Genomic DNA, 19,112 nt, shown 5'->3' with positions numbered 1-19,112 from the left:
TCGGGCACGGGTGGGACCTCCGGGGTACGGGGACTGACCCGGAGATGGTGGTCGGTCGAGCCCGTGACCAGCGACGTCGGGGTCGGGGGCGGGTCGGTCGGGCGCCCGGGGCCCGACCGGGTTTGCCCGGATTGGCGACGGGTTACCGGTTGTCCCGACCCGTCGTCGGGTGTCTCCGATCACATCGACCCCTGTGACACAGACGACTTCCCCGCCCGCTCGACCACAGAAAACCGCCCGGACCGTGCGGCCCGGGCGGTTTCGACGCGGTACGTGGAGCTATGGCGTGGTTACTCCGCCGTAAATTGCCTCTACTTGCATCTTGATGTCCACTCCCTTGTCCCGCAGGTACGGGATCGGGTCCCGGGGGACCCCGTTGACATGCACCTCGAGATGCAGGTGGGAGCCGTAGGAGTGGCCGGTGTTGCCGACCAGACCGAGCTGGTCGCCGGCCTTCACCTCCTGGCCCTCCTTGACGAGGATCTTGGAGGAGTGGCCGTAGACGGACTCGGAGCCGTCGGGGTGGGTCACGATCACGCAGTAGCCGTAGCCGCCGTACCAGCCGGCCCGGGTGACCTTGCCGGCGTGGACCGCGTGGTACGGGGTGCCCTCGGCGGCGGCGAGGTCGACCCCGGCGTGCAGCTTGCCCCAGCGCATTCCGTACGGCGAGGTGAAGTTGTAGCCGTGCAGCGGCAGCAGCCAGACGTCGGGCGCCTCGGCCAGTGTGCTGGCGATCCCGGAACGGTCCTGGTCACGGGTGGCGCGCTCGGCGCTGTCCGCACGCGAGGCGATGTCGTCGCTGGTGGCGGAGGCGTTCTCGAGGTCGGCCAGGGTGGCCGGGCTGACCGCTTTCGCGTCGGGCATGGCGGCCGCGCCCAGGGCGACGATGCCGGCACCGACAACGGCGGTGGTGACAACTGCTGCGTAACGGCTGCGCGGTGGGGTGGGTACGCGGCGTCGCCCGCGATAGCGATCGGGCTCAGACGACAGGCGCTGGCGCACGCACACCCTCCGGTGTCGGGTATTTGAAACGGTCGTGTCCGTGTGGATGAAGCGAGAACCACTCGGCCGGTCCGCGTTGTCACCCGATCGTGGACCCGATGACAACCGTCGTCACGGTAACCGCCGCCTAGTCGACCCACAAGTCACCTCACGGCTTTGTCATCGTTCGGTGCGGCTGTCCGTCATGAAACGCCCAATTTCGTAACCATTGGCGGGTCTTATCGTTAGTAGCTCTCAGTTACCAGTGCTGGTACGGCGGGTCAGTTGTCCACTCTCGACCGCCACCGTGGGTGACCCGGTCGCCCCGGCGATCCGGCTCGATCCACTCGGAGTGTCGCCCGGACTCTCCGGGTGCGCCGGACGGATACCTCCCGGCATGTCGGACGGAGACCCCGGGGGTGTGCCGGCCGGATTCGTCCGGGTGCGCCGGCCGGATTCCGGAGGGCGCGGAGCGCGGGTTACCGTTCGTTAAGGTGGTTGTCGAGGTGTGCTGGAAAGGTGTGCTGATGAGCTCACGAACGCGGGTCGTCGTCGCCAAGCCCGGCCTGGACGGCCATGACCGCGGGGTCAAGGTGGTCGCCCGGGCGCTGCGGGACGCCGGCATGGAGGTCATCTACACCGGCCTGCACCAGACGCCCGAGCAGATCGTCGAGACCGCCATCCAGGAGGACGCGGACGCGGTCGGCCTGTCGGTTCTCTCCGGGGCGCACATGACCCTGTTCCGACGGGTGGTGGAACTGCTGGCCGAGCGGGACGCCGAGGACATGGTCGTGTTCGGTGGCGGCATCATCCCGGAGGCCGACATCCCGGAGCTGGAACGGATCGGGGTCGCCAAGATTTTCACGCCGGGTGCGACCACCCAGGCGATCGTCGAGTGGGTCCGGGCCAACGTCGGCCAGCCGGTGGCTTGAACCCTCCCGGGCGCTGGCCTGAGCTCTCGGCGACGCGGTGGCTGCGGGTACGGCGATAGCGCTCGGTGTTGCGGTAGCGCTCGGTGATGATGGCCGGGTCCCGGTGTGATGCTGGGCACGGAAGCCTCGGCGATCGTCGATGACCGCTCGCCGCGCGGTCACAAACGTCGGCTGACCGGTAATCGACGCCCGTCGCGTCCCCCGTCGACACGTGGACGGGGGGAGAGGCCGGACGCACCCCTCACACGTCCGGCCTCTCTATGCGCGATGCCCCGCCGCCACCCCTCGACCGACAGGGCATCGGCCGTCTCCCGTCATCGCGCGGCTCAGCGCTCCGACACCTGACTCAACGACGGCTTTCCGCAGGGGTTACGCGGTTGCCGCGAGTTCGGCCAGAAAGCTTTCCGGTGCGGGCCCGCCGAGCGGGAACCGAGCGCGGGAGCTGAGCGGGAAGCGGGCGGGAACCGAGTGGGGGAGCTGAGCGGGAAGCGGGCGGGGACCGAGCGGGGAGCGGGCCCTCCGGGCGTTGTGCGGTACCGCACACCACGCACCCGCTCGGTTGCCAGTGGTGTCCGGATCGCTAGGCTGCGGCCGGAGGCCTGTTTACTTTCGCGACAACAGGCGTCAACTCATTCACGCTGGCGGCGGCGCGACGGCGCGCCGCGGAGACTGGACGGGACGCGCAATCGTGGACCTGTACGAATACCAGGGGCGCGAGCTGTTCGAGCGGCACGGTTTGCCCGTGCTCGCCGGCGGCGTCGCCACCACCCCGGAGGAGGCCCGGGCGATCGCCGATCGCCTCGGTGGCCGAGTGGTTGTCAAGGCCCAGGTGAAGGTCGGCGGGCGGGGCAAGGCCGGCGGGGTCAAGCTCGCCGACAACCCGGACGACGCGGTGGCCAGGTCCACCGACATCCTCGGGATGGACATCAAGGGCCACACGGTCCACAAGGTCATGATCACGGTGACCGCCGAGATCGCCGAGGAGTACTACCTCTCGTACCTGCTCGACCGGGCGAACCGCACCTTCCTCTGCATCGCCAGCGTGGCCGGCGGCATGGACATCGAGCAGGTCGCCGCCGAGACCCCGGAGCGGGTCGCCAAGATCACGATCGACCCGAACGTCGGCGTCGACCTGGACAAGGCGAACGAGATCGTCGCGGCGGCGCAGTTCCCGGCCGCGGTGGCGGACCAGATCGCCGGCATCGCGGTCACGCTCTGGCGAGCGTTTGTCGCCGAGGACGCCACCCTGGTCGAGGTCAACCCGTTGGCCCGTACGGCAAAGGGCGACGTGCTCCTGCTCGACGCGAAGGTGACGCTGGACGAGAACGCCGCGTTCCGCCACCCGGACCACGAGGCACTGGTCGACCAGGGCGCGGTGGATCCGCTGGAGCAGCGGGCGAAGGAGAAGGACCTCAACTACGTCAAGCTCGACGGTGAGGTCGGCATCATCGGCAACGGCGCCGGGCTGGTCATGTCGACGCTCGACGTGGTCGCGTACGCGGGTGAGCGGCACGGCGGCGTCAAGCCGGCGAACTTCCTCGACATCGGCGGCGGCGCCAGCGCGGCGGTGATGGCGAACGGCCTGGAGATCGTGCTCTCCGACCCGGCCGTGAAGAGCGTCTTCGTCAACGTCTTCGGCGGTATCACCGCCTGTGACGAGGTTGCCAACGGTATCGTCCAGGCGCTGGCGCTGCTCGCCGAGCGCGGCGAGGCGGTCGAGAAGCCCCTGGTGGTACGGCTGGACGGCAACAACGCCGAAGCGGGTCGGGCGATCCTCGACGGCGCGGCGAACCCGCTGGTGCAGCGGGTGGACACGATGGATGGAGCGGCCGAGCGGGCCGCCGAGCTCGCGGCTGCGGGGGTCTGACATGGCAATCTGGCTGACCAAGGACTCGAAGGTCATCGTCCAGGGGATGACCGGCTCCGAGGGCTCCAAGCACACCCGGCGGATGCTCGCCGCCGGCACCAACGTGGTCGGCGGGGTCAACCCGCGCAAGGCCGGTCAGACGGTCGACTTCGACGGCACCGAGCTGCCCGTCTTCGCCAGCGTCGCGGACGCGATGGCCGGCACCGGGGCGAACGCGACGGTCATCTTCGTACCGCCGCAGTTCACCAAGGGCGCGGTGGTCGAGGCGATCGACGCCGGCATCGAACTGGCCGTGGTGATCACCGAGGGCGTGCCGGTGCACGACACCGCGGCGTTCTGGGCGTACAACGTGAGCAAGGGCGAGCAGACCCGGATCATCGGCCCGAACTGCCCCGGTATCGCCTCCCCGGGTGCCTCCAACGCCGGCATCATCCCGGCCGACATCACCGGCTCCGGCCGGATCGGTCTGGTCAGCAAGAGTGGCACGCTGACCTACCAGATGATGTACGAGCTGCGCGACATCGGCTTCTCCACCTGCGTCGGCATCGGCGGCGACCCGGTCATCGGGACCACCCACATCGACGCGCTCGCGGCCTTCCAGGCCGACCCCGACACCGACGCGATCGTGATGATCGGTGAGATCGGCGGGGACGCGGAGGAGCGGGCAGCCGAGTTCATCAAGGCGAACGTGACCAAGCCGGTGGTCGGCTACATCGCCGGCTTCACCGCCCCGCCCGGCAAGACGATGGGACACGCCGGCGCGATCATCTCCGGTTCGGCCGGCACCGCCGACGCGAAGAAGGCGGCGCTGGAGGCGGTCGGGGTCAAGGTGGGCAAGACGCCGACCGAGACCGCCCAGCTCATGCGGGAGATCATGTCCGGTAGCTGAGCTGACCGGGCCGGTACGCGCGACGCGTACCGCCGAGCCTGACGACGGAAGGGGCTGGCCGCGACGCGGTCGGCCCCTTCCCCGTCCGGGACCGTACCCCGACCGGTGTCCCCGGCCGGCGGCTCGGCCCCGGCCGGGCTCAGTCCCAGCCGGGGTAGTTTCCGGTGCCGCGCAGAATCGCGCTGCCCAGGATGTTGAGGATGCTCAGCGCGATGGCGATCCAGCCGAGCACCGGGGAACTGCCGTAGCGCCGCGCGTCCCGGATGGACAGGTAACCGAAGATGACACCGAGTACGCCGCAGCAGATCAGGCCGATCACGATGCCGAGTACGCCCCAGAGGGTGGTCCGGTCCCGGCCCGACGCCGCGGGTCGGTACGGATACCGGTCGGCCATGCTCACCTCCAGCCCGGATGATGCGGAAACGGAACCGCGACGGCCCGATACCGTGCTCCGGGTGATCCTGACGGACTGCGCCGACGGTAACCCCGTACCGCCTCGATTGTCCGGTAATCGGGGAAGTCGTGCGCCACGGACGGTGGTGTCGTCCCCCAGCGCGACGACCGGCGTGCCAAAGTAGGGCACGATGCCACCCATCATCCCCGATCAGCCCGGCCGTCCGGTTCGACCGGATCCGGCGGAACCCACCCCGAGCGTCGACCGGTCCGCACCGGACGACACGGCGCCGGCTGTCCGGCGTACCGACGGGGTCCCGGCCGCCCGGCGCGGCGGCCCGGTCGACCCGGTTCCCCCGCCCCGTCGCGCCCCGACCGACGGCTCCGGCCGCCCGTCCCGGCCGGAGACCTCCACCCGCCGCTCCGGGCGGGCACCGCTGCCGCTCGCCGCCCTGGTGGCGACCACCTGGGCAGCGCTCCTCTCGTACCTGCCGGTTGTCGTCCTGCTCGGGCTCACCCGGCTGACCGGGGACTCCGGTTCGGTCTGGGCGGCGGCCCGGGTCGGGCTCGCCGGCTGGCTGGTCGGCCACGGCGTTCCGCTCGACACCGAGGCGGGCGTCTTCCACCTCGCCCCGCTCGGGCTCGCCGTGTTCGCCGGCTGGCGGGTGGCCCGGGCCGGTCTGCACACCAGTCGGGCGGTCGGCGCGCGGCAGCACGGCACCCCGCGCCAGGCACTCGCCGTCGCGGGCGCGGTCGGCATCGCGTACGGGCTCTTCGGTGTCCTCGCCGCCGTGATCGTCAGCGGTGGCGGGCAGCACGTGTCGCCGGCCCGAGCCGGGCTCACCCTCACGGTCTTCGGCACCCTCGCGGCGCTCGCCGGCGCGCTGCCGATCACCGGCACGCTCGGTGCGCTCGCCCGGCGTACCCCGCCGGTTCTCCGCGACGGCCTGCGTACCGGGTTGGTGGCCGCGCTGCTGCTGCTCGGGGCCGGTGCCGGGGCGGCCGGGCTGGCGGTGGCGACCGGTGGCGGCGCCGCCTCCGACATGCTCGCCGCCTACCGGACCGGGGTGGTCGGCCAGGCCGGGATCACCGCCGTCAGCGCCGGGTACGCGCCCAACGCCTCCGTCTGGGCCGCCTCCTACCTGCTCGGGCCGGGCTTCGCCATCGGCACCGGCACCACCGTGAGCACCACCGAGGTCGACGTCGGCCCGCTGCCGGCGATCCCGTTGCTGGCCGGTCTGCCGTCCGGGCCGATCGGCGGGCTGCGGGTGGTGCTGCTGGCGGTGCCGGTGATGGCGGGTCTGGCGGCCGGTTGGCTGCTCACCCGGCGGTCGCTGCGGCGGGCCGGGTTGCCGGCGCCGCCGGCCGCCCTGCCCCGGGGCGCGGTCCGGGGCCGCGCGGCGGTGCGGTGGCCGCCGTTGCTCGGGGCGGCGCTGCTCGGTGGACCGGTCGCGGGCCTGGTGCTCGGCCTGGCCGCGTGGGCCTCCGGCGGATCGCTCGGCGGCGGCCGGCTGGCCGAGGTGGGACCGATCGGTTGGCAGGTGTCGGCGGTCGCGACGGTGGTGGTGGCGGTCGGTGCGATGGTCGGTGCCGCGGTCACCCGCGCCTTCGCCCGCCCCTGACGGGTCGGTGCCTTGGCCCGGCCCTTGACGGGTCGGTGGCCTCGTCCGGCCCCTGACGCGCCCGTGTCTTCGTCCGGCCCCTGACGGGTCGGTGGCTTCGGTGCGCTCCCGGTTCGCCCGGTCGGCGGATTGGCCCGAGCCGCCGCAGGGCGGGGCTGAGCTGCCCGATAGGGTGCTGAGGTGACTGAGCCCGTGTCGGCCGCCCGCGTCGTCGTCCTCATCTCCGGGTCCGGTAGCAACCTGCAGGCGCTGCTCGACGCGGCCACCGATCCGGCGTACGGCGCCGAGGTGGTCGCCGTGGGCGCGGACCGGACCGGCATCGCCGGACTCGACCGCGCCGCCGCCGCCGGGGTGCCGGTCTTCGTGGACCCGCTCAAGGCGTACCCGGACCGGGAGGAGTGGGACCGGGCACTCGCCGCGCACGTCGCCGAGTACAAGCCCGACCTGGTCGTGTCGGCCGGCTTCCTCAAGCTCGTCGGGCCACACTTCCTCGCCGCCTTCGGTGACCGCTACCTGAACACGCACAACGCGCTGCTGCCCGCCTTCCCCGGAATCCACGGCCCGCGCGACGCGCTCGCCTACGGCGTCAAGATCGCCGGGGCCACCCTCTTCTTCGTCGACGCCGGCGTCGACACCGGACCGATCGTCGCCCAGGTGGCGGTGCCGGTGCTCGACGACGACGACGAGGAGACCCTCACCGAACGGATCAAGGCCGCCGAGCGGCGGCAGCTCGTCGAGCAGGTCGGCCGGCTGGTCCGGGAGGGCTGGACGATCACCGGAAGAAAGGTCACCATCCCATGAGCGCCACTTCGGACGGCCGGCGCGCGCTGCGGCGCGCACTGGTCAGCGTGTACGACAAGACCGGGCTGACCGAGCTGGCCCAGGCGCTGCACGCCGCCGGGGTAGAGATCGTGTCGACCGGCAGCACCGCGTCGACCATCGCCGCGGCCGGCGTTCCGGTGACCCAGGTGGAAGAGCTGACCGGTTTCCCCGAGACCCTCGACGGGCGAGTGAAGACGCTGCACCCGAAGGTGCACGCCGGGCTCCTCGCCGACCTGCGGCTGGACCGGCACGTGGCCCAGCTCGACGAGCTCGGGATCGCCCCGTTCGACCTGTTGGTGTCGAACCTCTACCCGTTCACCGAGACGGTCGCCTCCGGCGCCGACTTCGACGCCTGCGTGGAGCAGATCGACATCGGCGGTCCGGCGATGGTCCGAGCCGCGGCCAAGAACCACGCCTCGGTGGCGGTGGTGACCTCGGTCGACGCGTACCCGTCGATCCTGGACGCCCTGGCCGGCGGCGGCTTCACCCTCGGCGAGCGGCGCGCCCTCGCGGCGCGGGCCTTCGCCGACATCGCCGAGTACGACGTCGCGGTGGCGCGGTGGTTCGCCGAGGATCTGACCTCGGAGCGGGAGTGGCCGGACTTCGCCGGGTTCGCCCTGCGTCGCAGCGCCACCCTGCGGTACGGCGAGAACCCGCACCAGCGCGCCGCCATCTACCTCGACCCGGCGGCGGCCCCCGGGCTAGCCCAGGCGGAGCAGTTGCACGGCAAGGAGATGTCCTACAACAACTACGTCGACGCGGACGCGGCCTGGCGGGCGGCGAACGACTTCGGCCCGGACCTGGCGACCGTCGCGATCATCAAGCACGCGAACCCGTGCGGGATCGCCACCGGCGTGGACGTGGCCGACGCGCACCGCAAGGCACACGCCTGCGACCCGGTGTCGGCGTTCGGCGGGGTGATCGCGGTCAACCAGCCGGTCTCGGTGGAGCTGGCCAAGCAGATCGCGGACATTTTCACCGAGGTCGTGGTCGCCCCGGCCTTCGCCGACGGCGCGGTCGAGGTGCTCGCCGGCAAGAAGAACATCCGGCTGCTCCGGGCGCCGGCCTGGCAGCCGGCGCCGGCCGAGTGGCGCGCGGTCACCGGCGGTGTGCTGGTCCAGTCACCGGACCGGATCGACGCCCCCGGCGACGACGCGGCGGCCTGGAAGCTGGTGGCGGGTGACCCGGCCGGGCCGGACCTGTTGCGCGACCTGACCTTCGCCTGGCGGGCGATCCGCTCGGTCAAGAGCAACGCGATCCTGCTGGCCGCCGACGGTGCCACCGTCGGCGTCGGAATGGGACAGGTCAACCGGGTGGACGCGGCCCAGCTCGCGGTCGCCCGGGCCGGCGCGGAGCGGGCCCGTGGCGCGGCCGCCGCCTCCGACGCCTTCTTCCCGTTCGCGGACGGGTTGCAGGTGCTGCTCGACGCCGGGGTCCGCGCGGTGGTCCAGCCCGGCGGTTCGGTGCGCGACGACGAGGTCATCGCCGCCGCCCAGCAGGCCGGTCTGACCATGTACCTCACCGGCACCCGCCACTTCTTCCACTGATCGCCACCCGCTCCGGGTGTAAGGAAGGGCCCCTTGTTAACGCTATGCGTTAACAAGGGGCCCTTCCTTACACCTCAGGCGACGACGTGCTTGAGTTCGGCGAAGTGGCAGGCGGACGGGTGCGGGTCGACCGCCCGGAGCACCAACTGCGGGTCCTGGGTGGCACAGATCTCCTGCGCCTTCCAGCACCGGGTGCGGAACCGGCAGCCGGACGGCGGGTCGGCCGGCGAGGGCACGTCACCGGTGAGCCGGATGACCTCGCGGTGCGCGCGGGCCGACGGGTCCGGCACCGGCACCGCCGAGAGCAGCGCCTGGGTGTACGGGTGGGTCGGCCGCTCGTAGATCTCCTCGTTGTCGCCGATCTCGACGATCCTGCCGAGGTACATCACGGCCACCCGGTCGGCGATGTGCCGGACCACGGAGAGGTCGTGCGCGATGAAGACGTACGACAGGCCCAGCTCGTCCTGGAGCTTCTCCAGCAGGTTGATCACCTGAGCCTGGATCGACACGTCCAGTGCGGAGACCGGCTCGTCGCAGACGATCACCTCGGGGTTGAGCGCCAGCGCTCGGGCGATGCCGATCCGCTGCCGCTGCCCGCCGGAGAACTGGTGCGGGTACCGGTTGATGTGCTCCGGGTTGAGCCCGACGATGTCGAGCAGTTCGCGTACCCGCCGGTCGCGGGAGCCCTTCGGCGCTGCCTCCGGGTGGATCTCGAACGGCTCACCGATGATGTCGCCGACCGTCATCCGGGGGTTCAGCGACGTGTACGGGTCCTGCATCACCATCTGCACGTTGCGGCGGAGCCGGCGCAGCTCGCCGCCGGACATCTTGAAGATGTCCTTGCCCTCGAGCATCGCCTTGCCGCCGGTCGGGGTCTCCAACCGCATGAGCAGCCGGGCCAGCGTCGACTTGCCGCAGCCGGACTCGCCGACCACGCCGAGCGTCTCGCCGCGCTTCAGTTCGAAGCTCACGCCGTCGACCGCCTTGACGGCGCCGATCTGCTTCTTGAAGACCACACCCTGGGTGATCGGGAAGTGCTTGACGACGTTGTCGACCTGCAGGATCGTTTCGCCACGCACCTTGGTTGCGCTAGAGCCGGCCATCGAGGACCTCCTGGGCAAAGTGACATGCGCTGGTCCGGTCGTTGCCGAGGTTCCGGTTCTCCGGCACCACGTCGACACAGACCTGCTGGGCGTACGGGCAGCGGGGGTGGAAGGGGCAGCCCGAGGGGATGCGCATCAGGTTCGGTGGCAGGCCCTTGATGGTGGAGAGCTCCTTGCCCCGCTGGTCGAGCCGGGGGATGGACTCCAGCAGACCCTTCGTGTACGGGTGGGCCGGAGACGAGTAGAGCGAGTGAACGTCGGCGTGCTCGACGATCCGGCCGGCGTACATGACCGCGATCCGGTCGGCGACGTCGGCGACCACGCCGAGGTCGTGGGTGATCAGGATCATCGCCATGTTGAGGTCCCGCCGGAGGTCGCCGAGCAGGTCCATGATCTGGGCCTGCACGGTGACGTCGAGCGCGGTGGTGGGCTCGTCGGCGATCAGCACCCGGGGGTTCAGCGCCAACGCCATCGCGATCATGACGCGCTGGCGCATGCCGCCGGAGAACTGGTGCGGGTAGTCGCTCACCCGCTGCTTGGCGGCCGGGATCTTGACCAGTTCCATCAGCTCGATCGCCCGCTTGCGGGCGTCGGCGCGGGACATGCCCTCACGCTGGCGCAGCGTCTCGCCGATCTGCCAGCCGACCGGGAAGACCGGGTTGAGGGCGGAGAGCGCGTCCTGGAAGATCATCGCGATCTGCTTGCCCCGCACCTGACGGCGCTGCTCCTCGGGCATCTTGAGCAGGTCGCTGCCGTCGTACAGGATCTGGCCGGACGGGATCACCGCCGGCGGCATGTCGAGGATGCCCATGATCGCCTGCGCGGTGACCGACTTGCCGGAACCGGACTCGCCGAGCACCGCCAGGGTCTCACCGGCGTCCAGGTGGTACGAGACGCCGTTGATCACCTTCGCCACGCCGTCCCGGGTGCGGAACTCCACGTGCAGGTCCCGTACCTCGAGCAGGTGCGGGCGGCTGCCGCCGGCGGTCGGGGCCGGGTTGGGCTGAACCGAAAGGTAGCTCATGATTTGATCACCGCAGCTTCGGGTCGAAGGCGTCGCGGATGGCGTCGCCGAGCATGATGAACGCGAGCACCGTCAGGGCGAGGAACGTCGACGGGACGATCAGTGGCGTCGCCGACTCGCGCATGTGCACCCGGCCGGCGTCGATGTCCATACCCCAGGAGATCGTCGGCTCCTTCAGACCGATGCCGAGGAAGGAGAGGGTGGCCTCGGCGGCGATGAACGAACCGAGCGCGATGGTCAGCACCACGACCACCGGGGCGAGCGAGTTCGGCAGGATGTGTCGCCACATGATCCGGCCGTTCCCGGCGCCGAGCATCCGGGCCGCCGCGACGTAGTCCTGCTGCTTGGCGCTGATCACCGAGGAGCGGATGACCCGGGCGGCGGTGGTCCAGCCGAGGATGGCGAGGACGAAGATCAGTGCGGCGATCCGGGCGAACTGGTTGTCGCTGTCGATCCGCTTGAGCAGCACGATCGCGGCGAGCAGCAGCGGCAGGCCCAGGACGATGTCGATGACCCGGGAGAGGACCGCGTCGACCCAGCCGCCGAAGTAGCCGGCGAGCATGCCGACGACCACCGCGACGACGCCGGTGAGCAGCGCGGAGAGGGCGCCGACCAGCAGCGACGCACGGGCGCCGTAGACCGACCGGGCGTAGATGTCGCAGCCCTGGAAGTTGTACCCGAAGATCGCGCCGCCGGTCGGTCCCTGGTGCTGGCGGGAGAGCGTGCAGTCGGTCGGGTCGTTCGCGGTGAGCAGGCTGGGGAAGGCGGCCATCAGGGTGACGATGAGGACCAGCGTGAGCGACACCCAGAAGATCGGGTTGCGCCGCAGGTCCCGCCAGGCGTCACCGGCGAGGCTGCGCGGCTTGTGCATCGCCTCGACCTTTCCCGTTGCGGCGGGCTCCCCGGCGGGACCGCGTCGGGCGCTCGGGTTCTCGGTCGCCGCGACCGACTGGAAGTCACTCATGCCTGCACCTCGCTGCACATGTGCTGACCGCGCTGACCGCGCTGACGGATCTGAACGCGCTGACCGCGCTGGTTGGACTCACCGCGCTGATCGCGCCGGTTGGACTCTCCGCGCCGACCGCGCCGGCTGGACTCAGACATAACGGATCCTCGGGTCGAGGACGGCGTAGAGCACGTCCACCACGAGGTTGCAGACGAGGTAGACCACGACCAGGATGCTGACGATCCCGACCACCAGCGGGCCGTCCTCGGTGCGGATGCCGCGGAAGAGGTTGAAGCCGACGCCGGGGATGTTGAACACGCCCTCGGTGATGATCGCACCGCTCATCAGGTTGCCCAGCTCGACGCCGAGGAAGGTGACCACCGGGATCAGCGAGTTCCGCAGTACGTGCACGCCGACGATGCGCCGGTGCGCCAGCCCCTTCGACTTCGCCGTCCGTACGTAGTCCGAGCGCATGTTCTCGGCCACCGACGTACGGGTCAGCCGCAGTGCCGTGGCGAGGGAGAGTGAGCCGAGCACGATGCCGGGCAGCAGCAGGGCGTAGAAGCTCGGCTGCGCACCCGCGGTCGGCGGGAACCAGCCCAGCTTGACGCCGAGGAAGTACTGGGCCAGCGGCGCCAGCACGATGGTCGGGATGCCGAGCACCAGCAGCGTCAGCAGCAGCGTCGAGTTGTCGAAGATGCCGCCGCGCCGGATGCCGGCGATGACGCCGGAGGTGACGCCGAAGATGATCGCCACGGCGATGCCGATCAGGGCCAGCTTCAGGGTGACCGGCCAGGCGGTGGACATCATCTCGCTGATCTTGCGCTGGGTCAGCGAGAGGCCCAGGTCGCCCTGGAGCAGGTTGCCGATGTAGTCGAAGTAGCGGTAGAAGAAGCCGCCGACCCCGGTCTTGTCGAGGTGGAACGTCTCGGTCAGGTATGCCCGCTGCGCGGGAGTGACCGGCCGCTCGCCGGCAAGTGCCTGGATGGGGTCGCCCTGGCCGGCGAACATCAGCGCGTAGACGATCAGAGTGGTCCCGAAAAAGGCCAGGACCATCTGCAGCAGGCGCCGCACGATATAGCGGAACATACCTTAGCTTTCTCTCCGAATATGGATGAAAGTCGTACGAGCGGACTTTTCGGTCGTACGAAAGTATCCGGGCCCCAGGCCCGGATGTGTTTCGACGGGGCACCCTGGGGTGCCCGGCGGAGGAAGTCCGGCGTCGGCGTTCTTGGGCGACGCCGGACTTCCTCCATCCATGGACCGAGCTGTCCGGGGTTACCGGGTAGCCCGAACCAGATTCGGGGGGTCAGCTCAGCTGACGGCCTCGATCTTGGTCAGATTGACCCGCTGGAACAGGTCGATCTCGACGTTCTTGACCTTGCTCGAGTAACCGAAGTTGTTCTGACCGAAGCGGAGCGGGATCACCGGCATGTCGTTCGCCAGAAGATCCTCGGCCTGCTGGTACTTCTTGATCGCCTCGTCCGGGGTGGCGGCGGAGACGCCTTCCTTCACCAGGCTGTCGAGCTGCGGGTTGCTGTACCCGTAGTAGTTCGACGAGCCGTTGGTGGTGTAGAGCGGGCCGAGGTAGTTCTCCATGGACGGGTAGTCCATGATCCAGCCGAGCCGGAACATGCCGACCGGCTGCTTCTTCTCGACCTTGTCCAGCAGGTCGGCGAACTTCGGCTCGGCGGTGCCGACGCACTCCACGCCCAGGTTGGTCTTGAGCTGGTTGCAGGTGGCGTCCACCCAGTCCTTGTGCCCACCATCGCCGTTGTACGAGATCTCGATCTTCGACGGGCCACCGGCGGCGGTGTACTCCGACTTGGCCTTGGTCGGGTTGAACTCGCAGGCGGCGCCGCAGGTGTTGTCCCGGTAACCGGCCACCACCGGCGAGACGAACGAGCGGGCGGACTGCTGGGAGTCCTTGAAGACCGACTTGATGATCTCGTCGCGGTCGATCGCCTCGGAGATCGCCTTGCGCACCTCGGGCTTGCTGAACTCCGGCTGGAACGTCGGGAACGCCAGGAACTGGAACGACGAGGCCGGGCTCTGCTGGAACCGGTCACCGAGGTCGCCCTGCGCGCTGGTCAGGTTCTCGGTCGGGATGGTCGGGACGACGTCCAGGTTGTCCGAGATCACGTCCGCGTACGCGGCGGTGAGCTGCTGGTAGATCCGGAACTCGACACCGGCCACCTTCGGCTTCTCACCCGGGAAGGCGTCGTACTTCTCGACCTCGACCTTGGCGTCGTGCTGCCAGGTGCCCTTCATCTTGAAGGGGCCATCGCCGATGATGGCGTCCTCGAAGCCGTCCTTGATCACGCCGGGGGACGAGAAGGCGGCGTTCGGCAGCGGGTAGAAGGCGTTGTACCCGAGCATCGTCTTGAACTCGCTGTACGGCGCCGACAGGGTCACGGTGAAGGTCAGGTCGTCGACCTTCTTCAGCCCGCTCATCGTCTTGGCCTTCGGCTCGGGGGCCTTCTGCGGGCCGTCCTCGCCGTCCGGGTCCTCCGACTGGAGGTCGTCGTAGCCGGCGATCTTGCCGAAGAAGTAGCTCGCGCCCTGGCCGTTCGGGGCATACGCGCCGTAGTTCCAGGCGTTGATGTAGCTGTCGGAGGTGACCTTCTCGCCGTTGTGGAAGGTGTAGCCGTCCTTCAGCTTGATCGTCCAGGTGGTGTTGTCGGTGCTCTGCACCGACTCCGCCTGGACCTCGTACGGCTTGTTCTGGGCGTCGTAGTCAACCAGCGGGGTGAACAGGGCGCTGAGGACCTGGTTGCCGCTCGTCTCGGTGGTGTTGGTCGGGATCAGGTGCTGCGGTTCGCCGATCTGGATCGACACCGTAGCGTTGGGGTTGCTTTCCCCGGAACCACCGTCGTCGCCGCTGCCGCAGGCCGCGAGGCCCAGGGTTGCGACGAGCGGGACGGCGGCCCAGGCAGCGAGCCTACGGACCTGCATTGAGCCTCCTCATCTCCTCACGCTGGGCAGCCAGGTCCCGGGTACGGGTCACTCTGCGCAACGCTCGGCAAAGGTAGGCCGCGGCGGGACCCTAGTCCAAACCGCCAGATTACGACTGAATAACGGGATACAGAGAGTCGGCTTGCGACCTGCCCTGACCTCTGGTAAAGGAAGGTTTGCGCCGTCGGCCCGGTCGCTCGCCTTATTTCAGCATTTGCGGGGCGAAACCCCGCAATCGGCGATGATCATAACGTGGCCCACGCCACCTGGGGTTTGTCCGGCTTGTGCCTGGTCGCGCGCTCAGACTGTGGACAACTCCACAGGTGGCTACGACGAGTGACGAACAACACGGTTACGCAAAGTTACATCCGGACTGGCTCCGTGATTGTCCACGCCCCGGGGCGGGGTGCGTCGGGCAACCGGGTGTGTCCGAGGTCGGCCCGCCCGTCGTGAGACGATCAGGGACGTGACGGCGACCCTCTTGGACGGCAAAGCGACCGCGGCGGAGATCAAGGACGAGCTACGGGTGCGGGTGAAGGCACTCGCCGAGCGGGGCGTGCTGCCCGGCCTCGGCACCGTACTCGTCGGCGCGGATCCCGGCTCGCAGGCGTACGTCAACGGCAAGCACCGCGACTGCGCCGAGGTCGGCATCGCCTCGATCCGGCGTGAACTGCCCGCCGACGCGACCCAGGAGCAGGTCGACGAGGTCATCGCCGAGCTGAACGCGGACCCGGCCTGCCACGGTTACATCGTGCAGTTGCCGCTGCCGCGCCACCTCGACACCCAGCGGGTGCTGGAGCTGATCGACCCGGAGAAGGACGCGGACGGGCTGCACCCGGTCAACCTCGGTCGGCTCGTGCTCGGCTACGACGGCCCGCTGCCCTGCACCCCGCGTGGCATCGTCGAACTGCTGCGCCGGCACGACGTGCCGCTGCGCGGTGCCGAGGTGGCCGTGGTCGGGCGCGGCAACACCGTGGGCCGCCCGCTCGGACTGCTGCTGACCCGCCGCAGCGAGAACGCCACCGTCACGCTCTGTCACACCGGCACCCTGGACCTCGCCAAGCACACCCGTACCGCCGACATCGTGATCGTGGCCGCCGGGGTGCCCGGACTGCTCACCGCCGACATGGTCCGACCCGGCGCGACCGTGGTGGACGTCGGCATCACCCGCGTGATCGGTCCGGACGGCAAGGGGCGTTACACCGGTGACATCGCGGCCGAGGTGGCCGAGGTGGCCGGTGCGATGGTGCCGATGCCGGGCGGCGTCGGGCCGATGACCCGCGCCATGCTGCTCACCAACGTGGTCGAGCGGGCCGAGCGGGGCTGACCGGGTCGAGCGGGGCTGACCGGGTCGAGCGGGGCTGACCGGGCGGGGTTCGTCCGGACCGGTCAGCAGGGGACGATCAGGCAAATCAGCCCCTGGCCGGTCCGGTGGTCGGTTGGCTGATACGGTCCGGAAAAGAAACCCGTCGGTAACAGGGAGTGGGACGACCATGGGCAAAAAGGTCACCGTCGTCGGCGCCGGCTTCTACGGCTCAACGACCGCGCAGCGCCTGGCTGAGTACGACGTCTTCGACACCGTCGTGATCACCGACATCGTGGACGGCAAGCCCGAGGGGCTCGCGCTCGACATCAACCAGTCGCGGCCGATCGAGGGCTTCGAGACCAAGGTGATCGGCCAGACCACCGGGCCGAACGGCGAGGGCTACGAGGTCATCGAGGGGTCCGACGTGGTGGTCATCACTGCGGGCCTGCCGCGCAAGCCGGGCATGAGCCGGATGGACCTGCTCGCCACCAACGCCAAGATCGTCCGTGTGGTGTCGGAGAACGTGGCCAAGTTCGCCCCGAACGCGGTGGTCATCGTCGTCTCCAACCCGCTCGACGAGATGACCGCCATGGCCCAGCTCGCCACCCAGTTCCCGAAGCAGCGGGTGCTCGGCCAGGCCGGCATGCTCGACACCGCCCGGTTCACCAACTTCGTCGCCGAGGAACTCGGTGTCTCGGTCGCCTCGGTGAAGACGCTCACCCTCGGCTCGCACGGCGACACCATGGTCCCGGTCCCGTCGCGCAGTACGGTCGACGGCAAGCCGCTGCGCGAGGTGCTCCCCGACGCCAAGATCGAGGAGCTGGTGGTGCGTACCCGCAACGGCGGTGCCGAGGTGGTCGCGCTGCTCAAGACCGGTTCGGCGTACTACGCCCCGTCCGCCGCCGCCGCGCGGATGGCGAAGGCCGTGGCGACCGACTCCGGTGAGGTCATGCCGGTCTGCGCCTGGGTCGACGGCGAGTACGGCATCTCCGGCGTCTACCTGGGCGTCGAGGCCGAACTGGGCGCCGAGGGCGTACGCCGGGTCGTCACCACCGAGCTGGACGCGGACGAGCTGGCCAGCCTGAAGGAGGCGGCCGAGGCGGTCCGCGCCAAGCAGGGCGACATCGCCAGCCTCTGATTTTGTGTAAGGAAGGGCCCCTTGTTAACGCATAGCGTTAACAAGGGGCCCTTCCTTACACCTGAGGCGTCGGCGGGGATGGGCCGGGCGTGCGCCATCGGGCGAATCCAGTACGCTCGTACTGCTTGAGCATGAGTCCCCCGAGAGGAGCGCCCGGCCGATGGCGAAGATCAAGGTATCCAACCCGGTCGTAGAGCTCGACGGCGACGAGATGACCCGGATCATCTGGAAGCAGATCCGGGAGCAGCTGATCCTGCCCTACCTCGACGTCGACCTGCACTACTACGACCTGTCGATCCAGTACCGCGACGAGACCGACGACCAGGTCACGGTCGACGCGGCCAACGCCATCAAGACCCACGGCGTCGGTGTCAAGTGCGCGACCATCACCCCGGACGAGGCCCGGGTGGAGGAGTTCGGCCTCAAGAAGATGTGGCGTTCGCCGAACGGCACCATCCGCAACATCCTCGGTGGCGTGGTCTTCCGCGAGCCGATCATCATGTCCAACGTGCCCCGGCTGGTGCCGGGCTGGACCAAGCCGATCATCATCGGCCGGCACGCGCACGGCGACCAGTACAAGGCCACCGACTTCGTGGTTCCCGGACCGGGCACCGTCACGCTCACCTACACCCCGACCGACGGCAGCGCCCCGGTCGAGATGGAGGTCGCGAAGTTCCCCGGTGGCGGCATCGCGATGGGCATGTACAACTTCGACGAGTCGATCCGGGACTTCGCCCGTGCCTCGCTCCGGTACGGCCTGGACCGGGGCTACCCGGTCTACCTGTCGACCAAGAACACGATCCTGAAGGCGTACGACGGCCGGTTCAAGGACATCTTCGCCGAGGTCTTCGAGGCGGAGTTCAAGGCCGACTTCGACGCCGCCGGCATCACCTACGAGCACCGGCTGATCGACGACATGGTCGCCGCCGCGCTGAAGTGGGAGGGCGGCTTCGTCTGGGCGGCCAAGAACTACGACGGTGACGTGCAGTCGGACACCGTGGCGCAGGGCTTCGGCTCGCTGGGCCTGATGACCTCGGTGCTGATGACCCCGGACGGCCGTACGGTCGAGGCCGAGGCGGCGCACGGCACGGTCACCCGGCACTACCGGCAGTGGCAGAAGGGCGAGAAGACCTCGACGAACCCGATCGCGTCGATCTTCGCCTGGACCCGGGGCCTGGCTCACCGGGGCAAGCTCGACGGCACCCCGGCGGTCACCGAGTTCGCCGAGAAGCTGGAGCAGGTCTGTGTCGAGACGGTCGAGGGCGGTCAGATGACCAAGGATCTCGCCCTGCTCATCTCGCGCGACGCGCCGTGGCTGAGCACGGACGAGTTCATGGCGGCGCTGGACGAGAACCTGGCGAAGAAGCTCAACGCCTGAGTCGGATCCCGCTCGCCTGAGTCGGATCCCGATCGGAAGAGCCCGCCGGCAACCCACCGGCGGGCTCTTCGCGTACCCGGGCATATTGACGTACCGCAAGATCGATGTTGGGGAGCCGTTACCGGCGCCGGCCCGCGCTCGTTGACCAGGGTGGACGTGATGCCAGTCGCGTCCAGGAAGACCAGCCGCTCGATGTCGCCGCAGCCGGC

Annotated in this window: 16 protein-coding genes; 9 read left to right on the top strand and 7 right to left on the bottom strand. The window is 69.7% G+C overall.

Features of this window, described 5'->3' with window-relative positions; all coding sequences use genetic code 11:
• Positions 1 to 279 precede the first annotated feature (279 nt).
• Positions 280 to 1,002, bottom strand: a complete 723-nt coding sequence (locus ACI2K4_RS12185) for a M23 family metallopeptidase (RefSeq protein ID WP_404510547.1) — start codon at positions 1,000 to 1,002, stop codon at positions 280 to 282.
• A 506-nt stretch (positions 1,003 to 1,508) separates the two neighbouring features.
• Between ACI2K4_RS12185 and ACI2K4_RS12180 the strand changes: the two genes are divergently transcribed.
• From ACI2K4_RS12180 to sucD, 3 genes are all read left to right on the top strand, one after another.
• Complete coding sequence (locus ACI2K4_RS12180) at positions 1,509 to 1,913, top strand: cobalamin B12-binding domain-containing protein (protein ID WP_404510546.1); 405 nt, start codon at positions 1,509 to 1,511, stop codon at positions 1,911 to 1,913.
• 688 nt (positions 1,914 to 2,601) lie between these two features.
• The gene (gene sucC, locus ACI2K4_RS12175) at positions 2,602 to 3,780 is read left to right on the top strand and encodes an ADP-forming succinate--CoA ligase subunit beta (RefSeq protein ID WP_404510545.1); all 1,179 of its coding nucleotides are present in this window, start codon (positions 2,602 to 2,604) and stop codon (positions 3,778 to 3,780) included.
• A 1-nt stretch (position 3,781) separates the two neighbouring features.
• A complete protein-coding gene (gene sucD, locus ACI2K4_RS12170) occupies positions 3,782 to 4,669 on the top strand; it encodes a succinate--CoA ligase subunit alpha (protein WP_404510544.1) in 888 nt (295 codons plus the stop codon).
• Positions 4,670 to 4,808: 139 nt separating this feature from the next.
• On the opposite strand, the gene ACI2K4_RS12165 is transcribed toward sucD, so the two are convergent.
• The gene (locus ACI2K4_RS12165; protein WP_404510543.1) at positions 4,809 to 5,063 is read right to left on the bottom strand and encodes a hypothetical protein; all 255 of its coding nucleotides are present in this window, start codon (positions 5,061 to 5,063) and stop codon (positions 4,809 to 4,811) included.
• Positions 5,064 to 5,253: 190 nt separating this feature from the next.
• Here ACI2K4_RS12165 and ACI2K4_RS12160 point away from each other — a divergent pair, with 190 nt between their 5' ends.
• The 3 genes from ACI2K4_RS12160 (at position 5,254) to purH (ending at position 9,053) form a co-directional block, all read left to right on the top strand.
• Positions 5,254 to 6,684, top strand: coding sequence for a DUF6350 family protein (locus tag ACI2K4_RS12160; protein ID WP_404510542.1), 1,431 nt, complete (start codon positions 5,254 to 5,256; stop codon positions 6,682 to 6,684).
• A 180-nt stretch (positions 6,685 to 6,864) separates the two neighbouring features.
• Complete coding sequence (purN, locus tag ACI2K4_RS12155; RefSeq protein WP_404510541.1) at positions 6,865 to 7,485, top strand: phosphoribosylglycinamide formyltransferase; 621 nt, start codon at positions 6,865 to 6,867, stop codon at positions 7,483 to 7,485.
• Positions 7,482 to 9,053 carry a bifunctional phosphoribosylaminoimidazolecarboxamide formyltransferase/IMP cyclohydrolase gene (purH, locus tag ACI2K4_RS12150; protein ID WP_404510540.1) on the top strand — a complete coding sequence of 524 codons (1,572 nt, stop codon included), beginning with the start codon at positions 7,482 to 7,484 and terminating at the stop codon, positions 9,051 to 9,053. Before purN ends, purH begins: the two co-directional genes overlap by 4 nt.
• A 74-nt stretch (positions 9,054 to 9,127) precedes the next feature.
• Here the strand turns inward: purH and ACI2K4_RS12145 are convergent, their stop codons facing one another.
• The 5 genes from ACI2K4_RS12145 to ACI2K4_RS12125 form a co-directional block, all read right to left on the bottom strand.
• Positions 9,128 to 10,156 carry an ABC transporter ATP-binding protein gene (locus ACI2K4_RS12145; RefSeq protein WP_404510539.1) on the bottom strand — a complete coding sequence of 343 codons (1,029 nt, stop codon included), beginning with the start codon at positions 10,154 to 10,156 and terminating at the stop codon, positions 9,128 to 9,130.
• On the bottom strand, positions 10,143 to 11,180 hold the full coding sequence (locus ACI2K4_RS12140; RefSeq protein ID WP_404510538.1) for an ABC transporter ATP-binding protein: 1,038 nt from the start codon (positions 11,178 to 11,180) through the stop codon (positions 10,143 to 10,145). Before ACI2K4_RS12140 ends, ACI2K4_RS12145 begins: the two co-directional genes overlap by 14 nt.
• A gap of 7 nt (positions 11,181 to 11,187) precedes the next feature.
• The gene (locus ACI2K4_RS12135; protein WP_404510537.1) at positions 11,188 to 12,144 is read right to left on the bottom strand and encodes an ABC transporter permease; all 957 of its coding nucleotides are present in this window, start codon (positions 12,142 to 12,144) and stop codon (positions 11,188 to 11,190) included.
• 132 nt (positions 12,145 to 12,276) lie between these two features.
• Positions 12,277 to 13,215: an ABC transporter permease gene (locus ACI2K4_RS12130; RefSeq protein WP_404510536.1), complete on the bottom strand. Its 939-nt coding sequence runs from the start codon at positions 13,213 to 13,215 to the stop codon at positions 12,277 to 12,279.
• Between the two features lie 225 nt (positions 13,216 to 13,440).
• Positions 13,441 to 15,081, bottom strand: coding sequence for an ABC transporter substrate-binding protein (locus ACI2K4_RS12125; protein ID WP_404510535.1), 1,641 nt, complete (start codon positions 15,079 to 15,081; stop codon positions 13,441 to 13,443).
• 466 nt (positions 15,082 to 15,547) lie between these two features.
• On the opposite strand from ACI2K4_RS12125, the gene ACI2K4_RS12120 reads away from it, so the two are divergent.
• The 3 genes from ACI2K4_RS12120 (at position 15,548) to ACI2K4_RS12110 (ending at position 18,903) form a co-directional block, all read left to right on the top strand.
• Entirely contained in the window at positions 15,548 to 16,408 is an 861-nt protein-coding gene (locus ACI2K4_RS12120; protein WP_404510534.1) for a bifunctional methylenetetrahydrofolate dehydrogenase/methenyltetrahydrofolate cyclohydrolase, read from the top strand.
• A gap of 166 nt (positions 16,409 to 16,574) precedes the next feature.
• Positions 16,575 to 17,525 (top strand): malate dehydrogenase, encoded by a 951-nt coding sequence (gene mdh / locus ACI2K4_RS12115; RefSeq protein WP_404510533.1) that lies wholly within the window; start codon positions 16,575 to 16,577, stop codon positions 17,523 to 17,525.
• A gap of 160 nt (positions 17,526 to 17,685) precedes the next feature.
• Positions 17,686 to 18,903, top strand: a complete 1,218-nt coding sequence (locus ACI2K4_RS12110) for an NADP-dependent isocitrate dehydrogenase (RefSeq protein WP_404510532.1) — start codon at positions 17,686 to 17,688, stop codon at positions 18,901 to 18,903.
• Positions 18,904 to 19,112 lie beyond the last annotated feature (209 nt).

The organism is Micromonospora sp. NPDC050397, from assembly GCF_044901685.1.
Classification (GTDB): Bacteria; Actinomycetota; Actinomycetes; order Mycobacteriales; family Micromonosporaceae; genus Micromonospora_G.
This window is presented reverse-complemented; position numbering and strand designations above follow the sequence as displayed.

What these genes read in the sequence shown, in the direction of transcription:
- ACI2K4_RS12140 (WP_404510538.1), bottom strand. Translation starts at nt 11,180, where the DNA reads ATGAGCTACCTTTCGGTTCAGCCCAACCCGGCCCCGACCGCCGGCGGC.
- ACI2K4_RS12160 (WP_404510542.1), top strand. Translation starts at nt 5,254, where the DNA reads ATGCCACCCATCATCCCCGATCAGCCCGGCCGTCCGGTTCGACCGGAT.
- ACI2K4_RS12110 (WP_404510532.1), top strand. Translation starts at nt 17,686, where the DNA reads ATGGCGAAGATCAAGGTATCCAACCCGGTCGTAGAGCTCGACGGCGAC.
- mdh (WP_404510533.1), top strand. Translation starts at nt 16,575, where the DNA reads ATGGGCAAAAAGGTCACCGTCGTCGGCGCCGGCTTCTACGGCTCAACG.
- ACI2K4_RS12125 (WP_404510535.1), bottom strand. Translation starts at nt 15,081, where the DNA reads ATGCAGGTCCGTAGGCTCGCTGCCTGGGCCGCCGTCCCGCTCGTCGCA.
- purH (WP_404510540.1), top strand. Translation starts at nt 7,482, where the DNA reads ATGAGCGCCACTTCGGACGGCCGGCGCGCGCTGCGGCGCGCACTGGTC.
- ACI2K4_RS12145 (WP_404510539.1), bottom strand. Translation starts at nt 10,156, where the DNA reads ATGGCCGGCTCTAGCGCAACCAAGGTGCGTGGCGAAACGATCCTGCAG.
- ACI2K4_RS12135 (WP_404510537.1), bottom strand. Translation starts at nt 12,144, where the DNA reads ATGAGTGACTTCCAGTCGGTCGCGGCGACCGAGAACCCGAGCGCCCGA.
- ACI2K4_RS12130 (WP_404510536.1), bottom strand. Translation starts at nt 13,215, where the DNA reads ATGTTCCGCTATATCGTGCGGCGCCTGCTGCAGATGGTCCTGGCCTTT.
- ACI2K4_RS12180 (WP_404510546.1), top strand. Translation starts at nt 1,509, where the DNA reads ATGAGCTCACGAACGCGGGTCGTCGTCGCCAAGCCCGGCCTGGACGGC.
- ACI2K4_RS12165 (WP_404510543.1), bottom strand. Translation starts at nt 5,063, where the DNA reads ATGGCCGACCGGTATCCGTACCGACCCGCGGCGTCGGGCCGGGACCGG.
- sucD (WP_404510544.1), top strand. Translation starts at nt 3,782, where the DNA reads ATGGCAATCTGGCTGACCAAGGACTCGAAGGTCATCGTCCAGGGGATG.